Raw genomic sequence first — 20,226 nt, forward strand, 5'->3', positions numbered from 1 at the left:
TTATCTACTCCTTTTATAATGCAAAGCGAATGACGTTCCATGATAATGGTGCCAATTCAGCTACTGCTTGTCCTTCCGTTAATTCAATTGCTTCAGAAGTTGAAGGTTTGATTGCTCCAGATGTTTCAGTATTAACTGCTTTAATGTCATGTCCAGACATTTGAGAGAATTCTTTGATTCCTTTTACATCAAAGCCATCCAATTGAATATCAAAATTCATTGTTTCTTCACTGCGGTTAACGGCAAAAACAACCACTTCATTTAGCTCTTCATTATGAACAGCAATACTTTCCAAATAAGGAACCGCATCGAAGTCATCTGTTTTATAAGTATCGCTTTCGATTAATTGTCGAATGACTTGTCCACGACCATAGTTTGAAACTTGTGCGAATGGATAGAAGGTTGTTTGTCGCCATGCACCACCATCAGGATTTGTCATGATTGGGGCAATAACGTTTACTAATTGTGCCAAACAACCGATTTTCACTCGATCCGCATGTTTTAGCAAGGTAATTAATAAACAACCTAACAGTAAAGTATCCTCGAAATTGTAGATATCTTCCAATAATGGTGGAGCTACTTGCCAAGGTTTGATTTGCTTGTCTTGTTCATTAGAATGATACCAAATATTCCACTCATCAAAAGAAAGATTAATTGTTTTTTTACTGTGTTTTTTTGCTTTAATAGCATCACAAATGGCGATTACTCCACTAATAAAATCATCCATATCTAATGAACGAGCAAGGTAATGAGGCAAGTCATTTTTATGGTTACCATAATATTGGTGTAAAGATAAATAATCAACATATTCGTAGGCATGATCTAAAACAGTAAGTTCCCATTCACCAAACGTAGGCATATGGCTAGCTGAACTTCCACATAAAACCAACTCAATAGAATCATCGACTAATTTCATTGCTTTAGCTGTTTCTTCAGCTAAACGTCCATATTCATCAGCTGTTTTATGACCAATTTGCCATGGTCCGTCCATTTCATTGCCTAAACACCAAGTTTTAATTCCAAATGGTTTTTCTCTACCATTTTTCTTACGAAGGTCACTCCAATAAGTGCCTCCTTCAAAGTTACAATATTCCACAATGTTACGGGCTGCATCAATCCCACGAGTTCCCAAATTCACTGCCATGTTGATTTCAGAACCTGCTTCTTCAGCCCATTCAGCAAATTCGTGCATACCAACTTCATTAGTTTCAAGTGTACGCCAAGCTAAATCTAAACGTTTTGGTCTTTCTTCAATTGGACCCACACCGTCTTCCCAGTTATACCCTGATAAAAAATTTCCTCCCGGGTAACGAACGATTGGTACATTTAATTCTTTAACTAACTCCATTACATCTTTACGAAAACCTTTTTCATTTGCAGATGGATGACCAGGTTGATAAATCCCTTCATACACAGCTCTACCCATATGTTCAACAAATGAACCATACAAACGTGGATCAATTTCTGCATACTTATTAATTTTATTGACTGTTAATTTAGCTTTCACTTAAGCCCCTCCTAATTTCCATAATATTTATCTAAATATTATCAAAATAAGCAAACGTTGTCAACAATATAAACGTTAATCATTTCGTTATTTTATGTTCTTCTAGCACGTTTTCAACAAGTTTATTAACCTATATATTAACAATAAGCAACTTATCCATCATTCAAACAAGTTGCTCTTCTATAAATCCCGTAAATAACAGCTTGTAAAGGGGGTGGACATTGACAGTTCAGAATCTATCATTCAAGGTTAATCTCATCAAGAGAATTTCACAACAAAACCGTTAATTTATTATTGGTTAGATGGTACAATTTTAAACTCACTGAAGAGCGCCTGATTATTTTGTGTAGCCAAACCTGGTCTACCATGAGAAAAAGGCCGATTTGCCCCATCATCATATTCGATAATTGGTGTTTCCATGTTATTTAAATAAACAGAAATTACCGAACCTACCGCTTCAACTTTCATACGATAAGCTTTTTCTATTTCAATGGGGATCGAAACATGTTGCAAATCCTCGTATCCATAATTTTGTTTTCGTAAAGTGACACCTTCTTTAGTAAGAAACGCATAGTAGCCCTGAATAAAGTTCTCATTGTTTTGATTTAGCTCTCTCCCATCAGCAGGGTTTACTGAGCGAATAATCAATCCAGCTTGACCTTCTTTTTCAGTCAATTCAACATTCACTTCCACTGAATAGTCTGTCCACCCTTTTTCACCAACTGTTACTTTTGAGTAATTCGAATCAGACGCTGAAAATTTTCGATTCTCGATGCGCCAACGTGTCTCAAACATGGACCATTCAAGTACCATTGATCCTTCAAAATTATCTGCTAAAGAAGTTAATTCATCCGCTTGGAAGAATGTCATTTCATCGAAACTTGCTTCACCACTCAAAAGTCTCACACTAACTTCGTGTTTCCCTTCCGTCAGAGTAAAACTATTAGATGTAGTTGTTGTCCAGTCACCAGATTTGGCAATTTCGATTGGTTCGTCTAACTCATGATCGTCCATTAGCAATTGGATATTTGCCAAGTCGGTTTCAGCTTTCATACGGAAATTCACATGGTACTCACCTGCTTCAGCCACGTTTATGCGGTAACTTAATTCATCTCCCTGAGATAAATCAACATAGAAACGCCCATCATCCTTTTGAATGATTTCAATCGGTTCATCCGCTCGATAAACTATTGACTGACCACTTGCTTCTTGAGATTGATAATGTACTGCTTGAATCGTTCCGGGAACTGGTTTATAGGCATCAAAAACGCCGCTCCCATCTACTAAATTACTAAAGGCAGTATATCCAAATGCAGCTTGTGCATTTTTAGTAAAGTAACCAATTTTCCCACTTGCTAGTGAGACTTCACTTATTTGCTTCAACATATTATCTATATAGAAGCGGTAACCATCAATCGCTTTTTCTACTCTAATTTGATGTAGATAGCTTGCATCAAAGTCTTTTGATAATTTTGTGACTTCCCATTCGCCGTCTTCGTCATTGATGGTAAAGCGCGTTTGGAAAGTGTTATTCGCTGTATCAATTGCAACAACACCATAATTCTCCTCATCTTGATAGGAGAAGACTGCTCCAACAAGCGATTCTCCATTATTGGGAGATGTCATTTTGAAATGATACTCTGCAGTATAAAAATCTTCAGTTAATTCTTCTGAAAGAATCATTTGAGGTTTCTTACTATTATTGGTCGTTTGCACAAGGTAGTTCTCTTCAACTTTCCACTTTCCATCAATGACATTCCATTTGGAATTTAAACTATCCTGTTTAAACCAGTCTTCAAAAGCTGGTCGAATTGGTCCTGACTGCTCTGTTGAAGTAGGTCCTAGAACAAGTAATTCTTCACCATTCCAAGCCATTCGATCGATATTCATATGACGCAAAGGGCCAATAATTCCAGGGCCTTCTAGATTATGATAGACAATATAATCCGTATCTAAGTCTGGACCACGAACGATACTGTTATGCCCTAAGCCAACCGTTGGACCTTCACTATCGAGAATAATTGGATTTTGAGTTGCTGGAACATAATTTTTTATCGGATCATCACTTACCGCATAATCTATCCGATAGGCATCATTAAATACATGATTTCCAGTATAAGTCATGTAATACTTGCCGTGTCGTTTAAAGATTGTTGATCCTTCTGTCCAACCATCCATATAAGCATTAGTCACTGTGCTTGGACCCATGACTGTCGGTATCATCATCTTAGAAACTTCGATCCCATTAACTCCTGCATGAGAAAAATACATGGTTCCATCATCATCGACGAAAACACTGCCATCAATTGATTTAGCCATATTTCCTGTGACTACCTCAAACGTACCTGTTGGACTATCACTTTGTAAGACGTAATGTCCATTCCCAGCCGGAGAGGTGTACATATAGAATTTTCCATCTAAATAAAACACTTCCGGAGCATAGGCCGCTTTGGTAGTTGATTCATCGGCAACAATCCCTTCATAATCCCATTCAACTAGATTGATTGAAGACCAAACTTTGATACCAGTATCAGAGTCTCTTGTACTCGTATATAGATAATAAATTCCATTAAATTTCATGATAAAGGGATCTCCTAAACCATAGCGGACCCACTCATCTTCTAAGCTCATTGGATTCTTATATTCAGGTGTACTCATTGATGTCTCTTGAACCTCCCCTACTTCTTCTTTACAACCAACTAACATTGCTGTTAGTAGGACTAAACTACATTTTAAGAATAAGCGCATGATGTATGCCTCCATTCTATTTCACACTAAAATCAAAAGAAAGAAGGTTTTTTCGACCTTCTTTCTTGAAAATTATTCTTAGTAACTAATTAGAAAATCTCAGCTAATGCATCTTGATGGTATTGATTTAGTTTTTCAGTCAATTCACCAGCGATATCATGAGCATTAACTTCACCATTGATAACCGCTTCGCTAACTACACCATATTCTCCACCATTTTGTACTTCATCCAAGTATGTTTGGAATCCTGGTAAAGTAGCTCCACCTAAAGCAACTGGTTCTCTCATGTACTCTAGATAGTTTTTGTAGTAGTCGTTATCAGGTAAGTTAGCTGCAACAGCATCCCAACTTTCTTGATCATTTGTCAAAGGCAATGTATCAGGATAAGCGAAGATCTTGTCGCCATTTTCATTTACTAAAGTAGTGTAACCTTCCATACGTGCAGTAAATCCTTCATTACCCCAACCCATAAATTTCAACAATTCATAAGCTTCACGTGGGTGTTCTGTTGCTGAAGAGATACTACCAAAGTCCATAAATGCTGGTTTACGGTTTGTTGAAGCATTGTCTCCTTGAGGTACTGGATAAGGTACCCAGCTAATCCCTTTATCTACAAATTCATCTGTAGCAAATAGGTTTTTAGTCCACCAAGCATCTAATTGCATTGCAATTTTACCAGTGTTTGCTGCCCATAATAGACGGTCACCAAATGCTGCTTCTGCTTCATCTGTATCAAAGAATGGTGCGTGTACACCAGTACGTACAAATTCAGCTTGTTGCTCTATAGCATCAGCCCATTCAGATGTCATATCAAATGACTCGCCATCCCATCCGAATTCACCAATTGCATCTTGTTGTACAATTGGAGCCATTGTTTCGATTAAAGTAAAGTCGTTGTATCCGTAAATCCCTTGCTCAGGAACAGTCATTTTCTTCATCAAATCGATCATTTCGCTGTATTTCCAATCAGCACTTGGCATTTCAACGTTCAAACTGTCAAACAAGTTTTCATCTAAGAAAACAGTATATGGGTAGTAGTTTGAAGCAGCTGCCATTTTTCTTTCGCCATCAAAGTATCCAGTATCTTGCATTGTGTCTAAAACATTTGCAGTTTCTGGATCTGCTTCCCAGTATTCAGTCATATCGCCTAACCAACCATTTACGATTGGTACATCAACATTACCTAAATACCAATATGCATCTGGTAGATTACCAGCATTTGCTAAGTTTGTTAAACCATCATTCCAAGTATCTTGTTCTAATTCAACAATGTTAACTGTGATATTTGGATATTTTTCCATAAATTTATCAACCATGAAGCGTTGTAAATCCAGATTCATCCATGCTGCAAATGATAACGTAATGTCTTCATCTGTCATTTCTGGCATTTCAGCAACTTCAGATGTATCATCTGATCCGCCACCACCAGTAGCACCACTTGTGTCAGTATCATCGTTACTGCCATTACCGCCGCAACCAGCCATAAACAATGCTCCCAAAGCAAGTGTACAACCTAATGTTAGCCAAGATTTCTTTTTCATAACTATTCCTCCTGAAATATAATGTACTACTGTGTTCCTAACTTTTGTGAAACTTGAAGTATCTCCCTGTCTCAAGTTTCCTCCTTTCTTCCTTATTTGTTTGATTAGCATTATTCCCCGGTAATACCTGAGCGATCCACACTTTCTACAAAATAATTTTGTAAGAAGAAATATGTGATCAATAATGGGATTAAGGTAATCATTGTTCCCGCCATTGTGATACCTTCATTCAGTTTACCTGAACCGGCTTCATTAACAGGATAAATAGCTTCATAACTACTTTGGAACTGTTGGAGCGAAGTTAACATCGTGGTCCAATTGCGTCCACCCGAACCATTCCCTAGATATAAGTTTACTAGATACGTTTCGTTCCAGTACCAAACAAAAGAAAATAAGAAGACGATGATAATCGCTGGGATAGCCATAGGAATCCCGATTCGATAGAAGTTGGTCCATTCACTCGCACCATCAACTTCAGCAGCTTCATACAAGGAAGTTGGCGTTTGTTTGAAGAATTGATAATAGATCAATACAAAGACCGTACTTTTAATTCCTTGACCTAACAAAGCTGGGATTGTAAAGGCATTTAAAGAGCCTAACAAACCTAAATCGTTGTATAACACATAAGTTGGCATCATCAAGACTTGTGGCGGAATGATAAAACTAAAGATCATCAACGCCATCAAGGTCTTTTTAAATGGAAAATCATAACGGGCAAAACCATAGCCAACCAGGCCGGTACTAATTACTTGAAGTAATGTTGGTACCAAGGAAACGATAATACTCCCAAATAGAGAGTTTTTAATATTCATTACCGTAAAGGCTTTTCTATAGTTGTCTGTATAAAAGCTTGTAGGCAACCATTGAATCGAAGTATCTAACAAATCACTAAGCGATTTAAAACTGGTTGAAAGCATGTAAATCAAAGGGTAGATATAAATGAAACCAATTGTAATTAGCAATAGATAGACAACGATTTGAATTAAAAATCCTTGTTTATCATTCGTTCCCAATAGTTTCTTTTTGAATTTCAGCCATTGATTTTTCCGAGAAATTTTTTTGTCTTCTACTACTTGACTAGACTCCATCTTCAACCCCCCTTTTTCGTTTTAAATATAATTTTTTTGTTTTGTTTTTCTTCTTTTGGGCTTTCTTTTTCTTAAACTTTTTACCTTTTTTATCTGTGTTTGCTGAACCACCAAGTAATGCACCAACTAAACCTAAGATGACTACGACAACGATTGAGTACATCCACGCCATCGCTGAGGCAAATCCATACCCTCGTGTTGCGGAGAACATGTTACTATAGATTAAGTTGATAATGCTATTTTGTCCGCTATTCGCTAATGTTACTAAGGTATAAATTGAATTCAATAGAATCATCGGTTTCAAAATCGGTAAGGTGATTTTCCAGAAACACTCCCAGGCAGACCCACCATCAATTTTAGCTGCTTCATACAAGCTTTTATCAACTTTTTGTAATCCAGCAACAAAGATTAAAATTTGAACACCAGAATACCAAAGGACAATAATAATTTGTTCGAACAGAGAAGATACCGGTGTAACTAACCAGGTTGGTAAAAATGTATTTAACAGATTACTAATGGTACTTTGATCAATCATCGGAATACTTGTTGCCCCTTGATTAATCAACTGATCCATAATTGGGCCGCTGGCAATAACTACAGGTAAGAAGAAGATTGTTCGAAACATCCCTTTTAATTTAATTCTACCATTTAAAAGTAAGGCAATAATCAGCGAGAACACGACAATTACTGGCAAACGTAAGGCAGTACTAACAGCAAAATTGATTAATTCTTGGACAAAGAACATGTCTTTCAACCATACATTTTGATAATTTGCAAAACCGACAAAGTTGAATACTCGACCTGTTGGACGCATCCGAATTACATTTAAACTAAAGTAAAACGATTGAACTAATGGCCACAGAACAAACGTTATAAAGCCGATTAGCCAAGGTAAAATGAACAATAATCCGAATTTCGCTTTGCGCCTTTGTAAACTCGTTCTTTTTTTACGTTTCATTGTGTCACCACCTTATATGAATAGCCTGCTAGTTGTTGTCCCTCAATAACTTGGGTGTGATCACTGTAGTTTAACAATAATTGTTTACCATTTTCATAAGTAACAATTACTTGATCACCATTAATCACATGATCTGCAATCAATGTATCACCAATTTCTTGATTAACCACTTCTAACTCTTGGTAAATCTCATTAATCTCTTCTTCATAGTTTTCAAATTTTGAACTATACACAGAAGATGAATTCGTATTATTTAATTCAGTAGGATTCTCCGCTGTAATAAAGTAACTTGGATTGATTCCTTGTTCAATTAATTTCAGCTTAAATTCTTGTTTGTTAGCCACAAAGTTACTATATGGTGCATAACGAGAAACAATTCCTTTTAATGCAATTGCAAAAAATGGTACTTCTTGGTCTTCAAAAACATAATTTGACGAATAAACTGGGATATCAATTAGTCGATCCGCATATTTCCAGAAAGGTTGAATTGGATTTTGTAACATTACTTCAGTCGCTGCACTCGCTTCTTCAATAATGTTTGTATAAGATTCCAAGGTACTCTTTCTACCATACTCAGTAGATTTAACAGAATAAGCAAATAAGTGATCGGTAATTCCGTCAATCGCTAATCCATGATAATTACTGATTTTTTGACTTGCAAGACGCTTGCTAAATAATTCTTCAGACTGTGTTGGTCGCAAGAAATTGAATGTACTAAAGCGCTGTCCATGAACATCTTCTGTAATTAATCGTTTGTTCAATTTATTCGCTAAGTTGAACCACATACTTCCTTGTGTTTCAGGATTGAAACGAAGCGGGTCATCGTATAAATAAATTGGTACGCTGTCTTGGTAGGTTTCTAGTAATTGATTCAAGCCAGAATTCCCACCTAATTCTGATTCAGCAGAATAACTACTTTGAGCATAACCACCGTAAATACCTTTATCTTGCCAACCTTTTAAGACAACATTCAGATCGGTTACCCCAGAGTCTTGTAATTGGCTAATAATCTCACCAACTTCATCAAAACTTGTCATTGCAACCACTGCATCACTAAACAATCCGTCTTTAACATCTGCATTTAAAAAGTCAATGCCCATTTTTAATTGATTAGCTTCTTCTGACACGTTAACCAACTCATTGGATAAGAGATATTCTCGATAACTTTTAGCAAGTCCAACGTAACTAGCATCTTCACCTGATACAAAATTGTATTGAACTTTTGCATCAAAGGAGTTGCGATTACGTTGGCGGACAACCATTGTTCCAGAAGTTTTACTTGTTGATTGATTGAAAAATTGACGATAGGTGAATTTACTTGTGATCCAGTTATACGGTAAAATTGCACCATTTGGATAAGCTTCAATTGTCGCATTATAATCGCCGCCTTCGACAATTCCAATAAAACCAAGTTGCTTATCTGTGTGTACCATTCCAAAAATCGGAGCTGTCACCTTGTTTGGCTCACCTGTTGTTACTTGACCATTTTTTAATGAAAGTTTGTACGCTTCATCGATACCATAGTTGGTTCCGTAAATTGTTTCAGCGTATGGTTGTGAATACTGTCCATAATGATCTTTTAATGAAATTAATGAACCTGAACCATCTGGGATTAACAGATAACCTGCTTCTTCATCCACTTTAGAATAACCTAGGAACGGATACAGATACATATTCCCAATTTTGAAACGATCAACATCTTCTTTAATGGTTTCTTCAGGAACTAAGACTTGTAAACCTTCGTCATTTAATTCGACTTGAACTTCAAAAGAGAAGCCTAACTCTTCAAAGCTTACTTCTGCATTGAAACCTGAATCCGTATAGTTAATTTGTTTCTTCAAATCTTCGCTATACATGTCTGCTTGACTATAGACAATGTTGGTACCCACTAAATATTCAATCACGACTGCTGAAGTTACAAAATTACTCCATTTTTGATTACTTTTAGCTGGTTTTTCAACCGTTGAGTACATAACAGCACCCGTTTGTTTTTCGCGAACGATAATTGATAAATTATCCTCTTTTAAATACAATTCATAGTTTGCATTTTCAGTAATTTTATTATGACCTTCAATTGTCTCAGGGTTTCCTTCAACAAAAGTTGCACGATTTTCTGTGGTAATTTCTTCATCTGACACAAAGTCTTCTACTGGTTCCTCAACAATTTCTTCCTCTTCTTCAGCCGTTTCGTCTGTTGCCTCTTCGTCTTCAATCACAACTTCATTAGGATTAGGTGCCGGTGTTGTAATTTGTTGCGTCGGCTTGCTACTACCTGTTGAAGTAGCGAAGAATAGATAAATAATCAATCCCACTACAAATATCACAAATGAGAGTAACCTAAAGTTCTTTTTGATAAATGATTTATAGTCCAAGTCGATGCACCACCTCTCCATATAAAGATGCAATAAATGAAAATAGTTGTTGGAATAATGAATATAGAATAAACATTGACAGTGCAGCAATAAATAATGTGAAAGCACCTAAGAAAATTACTCTAACTGTTTGTTTAAATGTATATTCGTTTAATTCCTTAATTGTGATAAAGACAATTGTAATAATCCAAACATAGGTAATGATATTCGCAAATTGTAAAATAAACGATTCATTTAAAGTTAATCCATTACTTACTAGAATAGCAAATGGCTTGATAAAAATATATGGGCTTAAGCTATACACGCACCCGTGTACCAATTGGCGGAACGTTGATGAACCATCCGAAATCGTACAAACCAAATAAGTAGCTATTACAATCGTAAAGAATCCTAGTAAAGCAAAGCCAATATCTTGTCCTAGTGTGTACACACCATCTCTGGTGTAACGGAAAATAAATCCAGTAAAGTACTTATCACATACGTAGACTACAAGTGCCATAATTCCTATTAGTATTACGGATAAATTACTTGTTTTTTTCTCTTTTCTAATACCATATGCTCCGTCAATTGGATGCATCCAATAATAACCAAGAAAACCAATTTCTTTGACTAGTTTGATTGATTTGAACTTCGCTACTCCCTTAGAAAGTTGTTTTCCGAAAGAAGTTTTTGGTAAGAAATATTTCAATAGTTGGAAAATGATTCCAATTGCTAAGATAATTCCCATAACAGGGATAATATTTTGTCGGATCCAAACATTACGAACTTCCCAGAAAGCGTCAGAATAACCTGATCTGCTTTTCGCTCTACGAAAGGCTTGCATCGCTTGCGGGTAATCCTCTTCTTTATAATAAGCTTCCCCAACTCCCAAGTTAGCAAAATCAAATTGAGAATTCATATTTAATACTTCTGTCCATGGTTCTTTACTTTCTACATAGCGACCATTTTGGTATAAGTCTAATGCTCGGTGTAGAGTTTGTGTAAATTCAGTTGGTGTAAAGGCTTGAACTTCGCTTTTCTTCTCATCAAGAGTATAAACAACTCCTTCTGAATCAACTAGTACAGCTACCCCTTTTCCGATTAAACCACGACGTTGTTTTCCATCATCGCCACCTGCGAACATAAACAAAAGTTCACCTTCACTAGTATATTCGTAGACAAAACCATCTTCTCCGACAACAAATACGTTATCTAATTGTCCAACCGAGATGCCACTTGGGAAGTAGACATAGTTCGGTTGAAGTAAGTTGGTTCCACCCATGTTTAGTTTTTTCACAACATTTCTTGAATTCTCATTCGGAGTAACAGTATAGATAAGCCCACGTTCATCAATCGTTACGTTTGACGCACTATCAGGTGTTGTACTTAACATCCGATCTAACTGCTCATCAGAGAAAATTAATTTACGAAAACTCGTTAACAAACTTTGAGAAGTTTCGTTAGGTGCAAAGTAACCTAAAAACTCGCCTTCAACATCTTTGTTTAACATAATCAATCCGTTATTATTTCCTCGTGATAATGCATAGACGTTGCCTCGTGAATCCACTGTTAATTTAGTCGGAGCAAACGGTGCTCTTTCACCAAAAGAAATTGCTGTTGGTTTTTCAAATGTATGAAGCAACTCACCTTCAGCATCTAATAAGAAAATTTTATTCGCAGAATCATCAGCTACATAAATTTGTCCCTCTTCGTCTACGAACAAACCACTTGGATGAGAAAATTCCTCATGTTGAATTGACCGAATCACGTCACCTGATTTGGTAATCACTAAGATTCGATTGTTACCTGTATCAGCAATATAAATATCTTCATTTGGTCCAAACTTCATATCCAACGGTCTGCTCAAAGTTTCTTCATCAAAAACGGAAAGTGTCTTAAAAGCCGAATAAGCATCCTGAGTTTGAACCATATCCCCATAGCCATTTTCAGTAAAAGTTTTATACACTTCTTCTGCTTGCACATTTTGAGGTATAAAGAAGAGAGCCTGGAATAAACTGAAAGCAACTATAAAAATCGTGATTATACTTTTTCGTTTCACAGTGTCTCCCCCCTATTTTAGTCCTGAATGTGACATAGTATTCATTACATTACTTTGTAAAATAATAAATAGAATTAAGTTTGGTAAAAACATAATTAATGACGCTGCGGCTGCAATCCCTTGTCCTACCACATTATTTGTTTGTGATGCAAAGGTATTTAGATAAAACGCCAACGTTCTTAAAGAGTCACTCGTCATATATAGTTGTGATGTTTCGATATTATTCCATACTCCTTGGAAAACCAATAATGCAGCTGTCGCAATCGCTGGTTTTGTTAAAGGAAGGATAATTTTTCTAAAAATTGTAAAATGATCTGCTCCATCGACAATCGCCGCTTCAATCAATGAATTTGGAATTTGATCAATAAACTGCTTAATTAAAAACAAGCCAACTGGCATCGCTACTAAAGGTAAAATATGCCCCCAATAATTATCTTCCATTCCAGCGAAGGTAATAACTAAATAGCGAGGAATCATTACAGCAGTAGGCACAAACATTAGCGCCAAGTTATTGATTTCCATTCCAAGTGACTTAAATTTAAAGCTTAATTTTGACAGTGCATATGCTGCTAACGCAGAGATAAGTACTGACACAAATACTACAATCAGTGTAACAACCACTGAGTTAAAAATATAACGACTCAATGGAATATTGGATAATTCTGTGGCTTTAAATAAGTTATTAAAGTTTTCAAAGCTCGGTTGTTGTACGAAGAACCGTGGTGGAAACGCAAACAATTCCTGCATTGGTTTAAATGCATGGTTAAAAATAAAGATAATTGGTAACAACATAAAAGCTACAAAAGGAGCTAAAATGATGTAAAATTTAATTTGACCTTTTTCAAAGCCTTTAGGATTTATCCCACTTCTTCTTACAGACATCTAGAAAACTCCTTTCTAAGCAAATAATTTTTTAGCAAAATATGAGAATACGTAGATCATTAGCAATAATACGACTGAAACAGCAGCTGCATAACCCATCTCATATCTAATAAAGCCGTAATCGTCAATGTGGTTAACAATTAATTGACCAGAATAAGAACCTGTAACCGGATTTGCTCCAGTTAATTGTGTTCCAATTAAACCATTGGAGAATGCTCCAACAATCGCCATAACTGCACCAAATAACATTTGAGGTTTCATTGAAGGTATAGTGATGTAAATCAATTCTTGAAAACGATTGGACACGCCGTCAAGTGCAGCGGCTTCGTAAATTTCTTCGTCACCGTTTAACACACCCGCCATCATCGCTAAGAACCCTACCCCCATACTTCCCCATAATCCAATCAGGATCATAATAGGTAAAATAAATTTGGAATCTGTCGTCCAAATAATTGGATTATTAATAATTCCAAGTCGCATCAAGATACTATTGATATACCCGGAAGAGTTACCACTAAACAAAATTCTCCAAACTACGGTCATTGCAACCCCTGAAGTCATCGAAGGAGAATAGAAAATCAAAGCCAAAATTGTTCGAGGAACTTTTGGTAGTTGAGCTAATACCCAGGCAAGGAGGAAACCTAAAATATATCCCCCTGGCCCAACAATCACCGCGAAGATAATTGTATTTGGTAAAACATACTGCATAAATATTTCATCTTGTGTGAGTAAGTTAATATAATTCAAGAAACCGACAAAACTTGGTGCTTGAATAGTATTAAAGTTAGTAAATGACAGCCCAATCGCAATTGATACCGGAACAATAATGAAAGTTAAGAAGACAAATGCGTAAGGGAGTAGGAACAAATATGGAGTCTTTTTAGAGTTTTTCATTTTATTACTTTCCCTCGCTTTCTTCTGGCATTGGATATGGCGTCACTCGTTCACCATCTAAATAGAAGCCAAATTCTTCTAATTTTCTCATTGTTTCACGATTGATACGTTTAGCAGATAAGTCGATTGATTTTCTTAATGTTCTACCATCGACAACTACTGAATTGTACACATTACTTACTTCACGTTCCACCATATATCCACCTAGGACACGAGGAACTTCTTCAATCCATTCAGATTGAGCTAAAATAACATTCTTATCAACTGATGGCCAAGGTAATTCTTGGAAAGCAGTTAAATTTGCAGTATTCCACATGTATTCACTACCGAATGCCATTTGTAAGTTAGTTCCAAATTCTTGTTGGATGGAATCCGATAACCACCATTGCATAAATTCCCATGATTCATCTTTTGCTTCAGAGCTTTCAAACATAACCACGCTCTCAGCACCACCTGAAGACCATCTTTGAACGACTCCTTGACTATCTTCGTAACCAGGCATCAAAGCAAGGTCCCAAACATTCGCAATTTCAGGTGCGGCATTTAGAAGTAAGTTATAGTTACCATAATCTGCAATTCCAATTGGGATTGATCCATCACGGAATTGTTGGTAGAAACTTGGTACGTCTTTTGGCATATTATAAATAGTAAATAAATCGGTTAATTCACGCATACCATCGATTGTCACATCTGAGTTCAAACCTGTTTTAGTGATATCATCGGTAAAGAATGAGCCGCCATTTTGGTAAACCACTGGCATTGTCCATGGGAAGATTTTAAATGATGTCCCCAAAGTTGCTGATGGATAAAAAGCACTCATCCCACGTTGATTTAAAGCTGGTAGCATCTCAATCAAGTCTTGCATTGTATCTGGAACTTCCAAGCCTAATGATTGTAAAATATCGCTACGATAAAATAGCACATAAAAATTCATTGTCTCAGGAACTGCGTAAACTTGTGAACCAATCATTGCCGGTTTTAATAAATTGCTAGGATAATGACTCATCAACTCCTCAAAACCATCAAACTGAGATAAATCAACTAGCGCATCACGAATCGCCATATCAAATGGCATTGCATAGTTAATTCCTAGGGCAACATCAGGAGCAGTTCCTGATGCATTAGCCAAAATCAATTTGTTTGCATCTGGCATCAAGGATAGGTCTACTTTAATTCCAGTTTTCGCTGTGAATTCTTGGTCGACCATTTGTTGCATCAATTCAACATATTGACGTGGACGGTTGACCCATACTTGTAGGTTTTCTGAATCAGTATTAACTGTATAATCTTGTTGACCGAAAGAATTTATAAAGCGTTTTACAGAGTTCCCAATTTTGTTGAAGAATCCTACTTTTTGAACTTCTGATTCACTTGATTGGTGGAAAATCAATTGATCAATTGAAAGTCCGTGATTGTTTGCTTCTTGGAGCAAGCCAGCTAATGTCGCTGCAATAGAACCCGCATCTTTTGATAATTCGTTCATACGGTTTGCTAATCTACGAGGTTCTTTCACTAGTGATTCTAATTGACTTTTAGCTAACATTAATTGTGAAAATGTACCTGGCGTTTTCTTATCATTCGCAATTTCTTGAACTGCTAACTCAAATTCTGCTAATTCTTCAATCCAAGCTTTTAATTGATCGTTCGTTCCTGGAAGATATGTTTCTAAATTAATATCACGATTTCTATCTGTATTGCTTCCTAGTAAGTTATCCACTTGCAATGAAAGAGCTTGCATTTCTTTAATCATTGAAGCTACGCGATCAAGAATTTCACCTGTGGGGCTTGCCGTAATCTCCAAACTTAGTTCATGTTTTCCTGCTTCTAAATAGATTGGTAAAGCATCCCCAGTTGTTTGGTTTTCAATTGTATACGCTTTAAATGAGTTTCCATAAGGAATTGGTTGAGCAAGTAAACTTTCAGAAGGTATTTTTCCATCAATTGCAATGTTAACGAATACCGGGAAGTTTATTTTTGCATCTTGGCGATAATTCATCGTAAAGTAATAATAGCCACTTGTTGGAACTTCAACATCATAATAAATTTTATCGCCCGCACTTGAGAAAGATAATCCGTCCAAAAAATTCAACACTCTATTAGTTGAATTGTACGGTGTTAAATTATCATCAAATGCTGCTGTTGGATGGATAGATGAACTATTTTGTTTATCTACACCTTCCGCTTCGATTAAGATTCTTTCATTTCCAACAACTTCATCTGTTGGGTCAGCTTCTAATTGGAATAAATCAATTTCTGATTTCCCTTGTAAAACCAACTTATGAATCGTTAAATCACCCTCGACACTAGTAAATGTCAGTGTATTTTCTCCAGATTTCAATAAAATAGCTAAAGGTTCTTCGACATTCAAACTTGAATCACGAACAACAATAGATTGTCTTTCGTTCATCGCTGTTGCTTTTGGTGATATTTCGTTTCCATATCGATCAATTTCAATTTCTTTTCCTAATTGCCAGCTATCTTTAAATTGAAGATTCGCTAACTCTTGATAAGGAACTTCGTGATTGACGCTCATTGAAATTTGAGTTGGTAGTACACTACTAGATTTCAATGTGTAATCAACAGTTAAGTAATACAAGCCTGTTTCAGGCGCATTGATTGTTAATTCACTACTCTGTTGATTCACGATTTCAAGGTCTTGACTTAGAACCTCTGCATTCCCTTCAAAATATTTAACATTCTCATTTTCTTCTAAAAATGAATAATAATTATCATCATTTTGCACTTCATTTTCAACTGCTGAAATGTCGCTTGGTGAATATGAGACTGAGACTAGCATACCCAAAGCCATAAACTTCAGAAAATTTTTCCATTGATTTTGTACCACCGCTCAAGCGCCTCCCTTTCATTCAGAACTATTTTATAAAAGCCAACTTACAGATTAAAAACTAGAATAATCTTCGTTGATTGATTTCACGAATTGTCTCCTTATCAACTTTGAATTCTCTACTTGGATCAAGTAATCCATTAACTTCTTGCTCTACATCCGTTAATTGAGTGTAACAAAAACCAGTAATGTAAGGCGCTTTTTGAATGGCCTCATGGATTGTCTCAAAGCGTTTTAGGAACTGATCTTCATCCTCAACCATACGACCATAACCCCATTGCTCTTTATTCGATGTTGAAAAAGCAATGCCGCCAAATTCAGATATCAATATCGGTTGATTCCGATATTCATAACCATCTGCCATGATGTAGTGGTCACGGTTGAATAGTTGTTTTTCTGTTACTAGTCGGTCTTTCACTTGGTAACGTTCGGCTAAGATATGACCAAGCTCTTCGTAATCATGCAAAGTAATGATATCCGAAATAGTATGTTCCCAACCATCATTCGTAATGACCGGTCGCATCTCATCGATTGATTTAGTCAAATAATAGATACTTTCAGTAAAGCGTTGTTGTTTTTTATTGTGTTGCACATCGCTAATTCCCCATGATTCATTAAATGGAACCCAGGTAATAATCGATGGGTGATTATAATATTGAGAAACAATTTCTTGCCATTCATCCGTGAAGTTTTTAACTGCAATATCGTTAAAAACAAAAGTGCTTGGCATTTCCGACCAAACCAACATTCCTTTTTTATCACATAGGTATAAGAATCGTTCGTCTTCAATTTTTTGATGTTTCCGTAGACCATTGTAACCAAGTTCTTTCACTCGATCGATATCTAACTCCATCGCTGCAACAGAAGGTGGTGTAATACCAGATTCTGCCCAATACCCTTGATCTAAAATCAAGCGTTGGTATAACAGGCGATTGTTTAATAATATTTGTCCGTTTTCGATCGCAATTTTTCTCATTCCAAAATAACTAATCGTTTCATCTAGTAGTTTTCCATCTAAATCGAATAGTTTAAATTTTACATCGTATAAGTTTGGATGATTTGGGTGCCATTCTCGTGTACCCCAACTTGAATCGTCTTGAACTCTTGTATCCAATTCGATTGGTGTCATTTGATGGAAGAAACTACCTTTATAGTGGTTAATCATTTGTCCGTCGATTGATAATTCGATTTCTAAGATACCTTCTTTTATTTTAGATGAGAAAATTGGTTCGAAAATTGCTTTATGTCGATCTGTATCAGGTGTAATTTTAACGTCTTTTAATGAAAATTCTGATTTATAGTATTGAAGCCAAACTGACTTCCAGATTCCTGTTGTTTGCACATACCAGCAACCAAAGTTATCTTTTTTCCATCGTTGCTTCCCTCGTGGTTGTTCACAATCCATGGAATCAGTCACTCGAAGGACTAGTTGATTATTCCCAAGTTTTAAATTCGAAAGTTTCAGTTCAAATCTTGAATAACCACCTTTGTGGGAGCCAATCAACTCATCATTTAACCAGACTTGACAGTCGTAATCTACACCTTCAAAAATAACTGAAGCCGGTGCTTGTTTTTCAACGGTAAATTCCTTTTGATACCATACAACCGGGTGATGTTTTTCATCTTCAATCCCGCTTAATTTCGTTTCATAGGTAAATGGCACTCGTATAATTTGATGTTGAGGTAGACCTTTATACCAACCTTCACTAATCCCCTGATCTTGATCATCAAAATAAAACTGCCAATCACCATCTAGTGATAACCAATTGTCTCTGATAAATTGCGGTCTTGGGTGGACTCTTCTAGTTTTATCTAAGTTTGTTGACATGTTTATACCTCCATCGCTTTAACTAACGAGTTAAAGCGTTTGTTTTTTAGGATTCACTTTTCAGTTAAAGATAAACTATTTGTTGATTCGAAAATCACGAAATTCAACTTCAAATATCTTCTATATCCTAATTTATCACCCGTTGAAAGGGCTGTCAATTTCAAATGAAATTCTGATATTAAAAACAACTTTATAGTTAATAATTCACAATTTTTATTTATTCATTTGAAATTATCTTTAACTCATTGGTTAACCCTATCATTCTATGAGATTAATTTTACTTGGTGAGTTGCGTTAGTCACCTAGAACATCCCTTACTAAATCAGTAATAAAATATACATCACCATTTGAGTAAATAATACACCGAAAATAAAACGCTGTCAACAACATTTAAGTTAACTAACTATTGAACAATATCGATATAACAACGTTTTTGTTAATCAAAAACCGTTTTTTCCTTTCATATCCCTGAAATATATAAATATTCTTATTAATAATATTAGTGGTTCAATTTTTAATTAAACGATTGGCGCTTAATCAAGCGCCAATCGCTATTTATTTACCCTTCTACCGCTTGCCCTGGTTCACCAAAATTTGGAAAACCATCTGCGGTCCAGCTAAAAATCTGAGCATTCGCATGACGATTTGGATTATCTAACGGATCACCTTCTTTATTCTTTTCTGGACGAGCATGGAAGATTAACACATCTTCTGTGTCCTCTTCATTTCTGGTAAATGAATTATGACCTGGACCATACAAACTATTCTCCTCAGAAGAAACAAACACCGGTTTCTCACTCTTACTCCAAGAAAAACCATCTAATAAATCTGCATCTTCATCTGCCCACAACAAGCCCATTGCATAGTTCTCATCGGTCGCACTACCTGAGTAACTGATAAACACTTTACCATTTCTAACGATCGCAGCTGGTCCTTCATTCACTTTAAAGCCAATTTTTTCCCAGTCGTATTCTGGAATAGTTAAAATTGTTTGTTTCCCTTTTAATGTCCAAGGATTTTCCATTAGTGAGATATATAAGTTTGAATTTCCTGGGATTCTAGGATCTTGTTGCGCCCAAATGTAGTACAATTCACCTTTGTGTTGTAAAATTGTTGCATCCAAACTAAAGCTGTCGAATTGAGTAACCACTTGACCTTTTTCAACCCAATCAGTATTCATTGGATTTTCATTGCTATTTTCGATGACAAACATACGATGATGATTTTTGGCGTTACGTTCACCAACATCGTTACTTGCTGCAAAATAGATATACCATTTCCCGTTTATAAAGTGAACCTCGGGCGCCCAAATCAGACAGCTCATCAAACCTTCCGTTGGTGCTTGCCATACACTGACAATATCTCCTTCTTCTAAGCCATTTAATTCCTTTGCTCGTCGTAATTCAATTGATTGGTAACCTGGAACAGAACCTGTAAAATAGTAGTATCCATCTGTATGACGGTATACCCATGGATCGGCACGCTCCAAGACAATCGGATTGTTATAAACAGTTTGTTTTTTCAT

12 protein-coding genes are annotated in these 20,226 nt (G+C 36.1%); all 12 read right to left on the bottom strand.

Annotation, left to right across the window (positions count from 1 at the left end):
• Window positions 1-13: 13 nt before the first annotated feature.
• Entirely contained in the window at window positions 14-1,507 is a 1,494-nt protein-coding gene (gene arfA / locus AC4BBX_RS03380; protein ID WP_490455062.1) for an arabinosylfuranosidase ArfA, read from the bottom strand.
• Window positions 1,508-1,798: 291 nt separating this feature from the next.
• Window positions 1,799-4,255 (bottom strand): family 43 glycosylhydrolase, encoded by a 2,457-nt coding sequence (locus tag AC4BBX_RS03385; RefSeq protein WP_490455063.1) that lies wholly within the window; start codon window positions 4,253-4,255, stop codon window positions 1,799-1,801.
• An 89-nt stretch (window positions 4,256-4,344) separates the two neighbouring features.
• A complete protein-coding gene (locus AC4BBX_RS03390) occupies window positions 4,345-5,796 on the bottom strand; it encodes an ABC transporter substrate-binding protein (RefSeq protein WP_490455064.1) in 1,452 nt (483 codons plus the stop codon).
• A 110-nt stretch (window positions 5,797-5,906) separates the two neighbouring features.
• Window positions 5,907-6,884, bottom strand: a complete 978-nt coding sequence (locus AC4BBX_RS03395) for a carbohydrate ABC transporter permease (RefSeq protein ID WP_490455065.1) — start codon at window positions 6,882-6,884, stop codon at window positions 5,907-5,909.
• Window positions 6,874-7,842, bottom strand: a complete 969-nt coding sequence (locus tag AC4BBX_RS03400) for a carbohydrate ABC transporter permease (RefSeq protein WP_490455066.1) — start codon at window positions 7,840-7,842, stop codon at window positions 6,874-6,876. Before AC4BBX_RS03400 ends, AC4BBX_RS03395 begins: the two co-directional genes overlap by 11 nt.
• Window positions 7,839-10,214, bottom strand: a complete 2,376-nt coding sequence (locus AC4BBX_RS03405; protein ID WP_490455067.1) for a DUF5696 domain-containing protein — start codon at window positions 10,212-10,214, stop codon at window positions 7,839-7,841. The genes AC4BBX_RS03400 and AC4BBX_RS03405 overlap by 4 nt, the downstream gene beginning before the upstream one ends.
• Window positions 10,204-12,252, bottom strand: coding sequence for a 6-bladed beta-propeller (locus AC4BBX_RS03410; protein WP_490455068.1), 2,049 nt, complete (start codon window positions 12,250-12,252; stop codon window positions 10,204-10,206). Before AC4BBX_RS03410 ends, AC4BBX_RS03405 begins: the two co-directional genes overlap by 11 nt.
• A gap of 12 nt (window positions 12,253-12,264) precedes the next feature.
• Window positions 12,265-13,134: a carbohydrate ABC transporter permease gene (locus tag AC4BBX_RS03415; protein WP_490455069.1), complete on the bottom strand. Its 870-nt coding sequence runs from the start codon at window positions 13,132-13,134 to the stop codon at window positions 12,265-12,267.
• A gap of 15 nt (window positions 13,135-13,149) precedes the next feature.
• Window positions 13,150-14,028 carry a carbohydrate ABC transporter permease gene (locus AC4BBX_RS03420; protein ID WP_490455070.1) on the bottom strand — a complete coding sequence of 293 codons (879 nt, stop codon included), beginning with the start codon at window positions 14,026-14,028 and terminating at the stop codon, window positions 13,150-13,152.
• Window positions 14,029-14,032: 4 nt separating this feature from the next.
• Window positions 14,033-16,873 carry an extracellular solute-binding protein gene (locus AC4BBX_RS03425; protein WP_490455071.1) on the bottom strand — a complete coding sequence of 947 codons (2,841 nt, stop codon included), beginning with the start codon at window positions 16,871-16,873 and terminating at the stop codon, window positions 14,033-14,035.
• Between the two features lie 61 nt (window positions 16,874-16,934).
• Window positions 16,935-18,701, bottom strand: coding sequence for a glycoside hydrolase family 2 protein (locus AC4BBX_RS03430; RefSeq protein ID WP_490455072.1), 1,767 nt, complete (start codon window positions 18,699-18,701; stop codon window positions 16,935-16,937).
• 559 nt (window positions 18,702-19,260) lie between these two features.
• Window positions 19,261-20,226: a glycoside hydrolase family 43 protein gene (locus AC4BBX_RS03435; protein WP_490455073.1), complete on the bottom strand. Its 966-nt coding sequence runs from the start codon at window positions 20,224-20,226 to the stop codon at window positions 19,261-19,263.

Source organism: Enterococcus sp. AMC1157 (assembly GCF_058216555.1).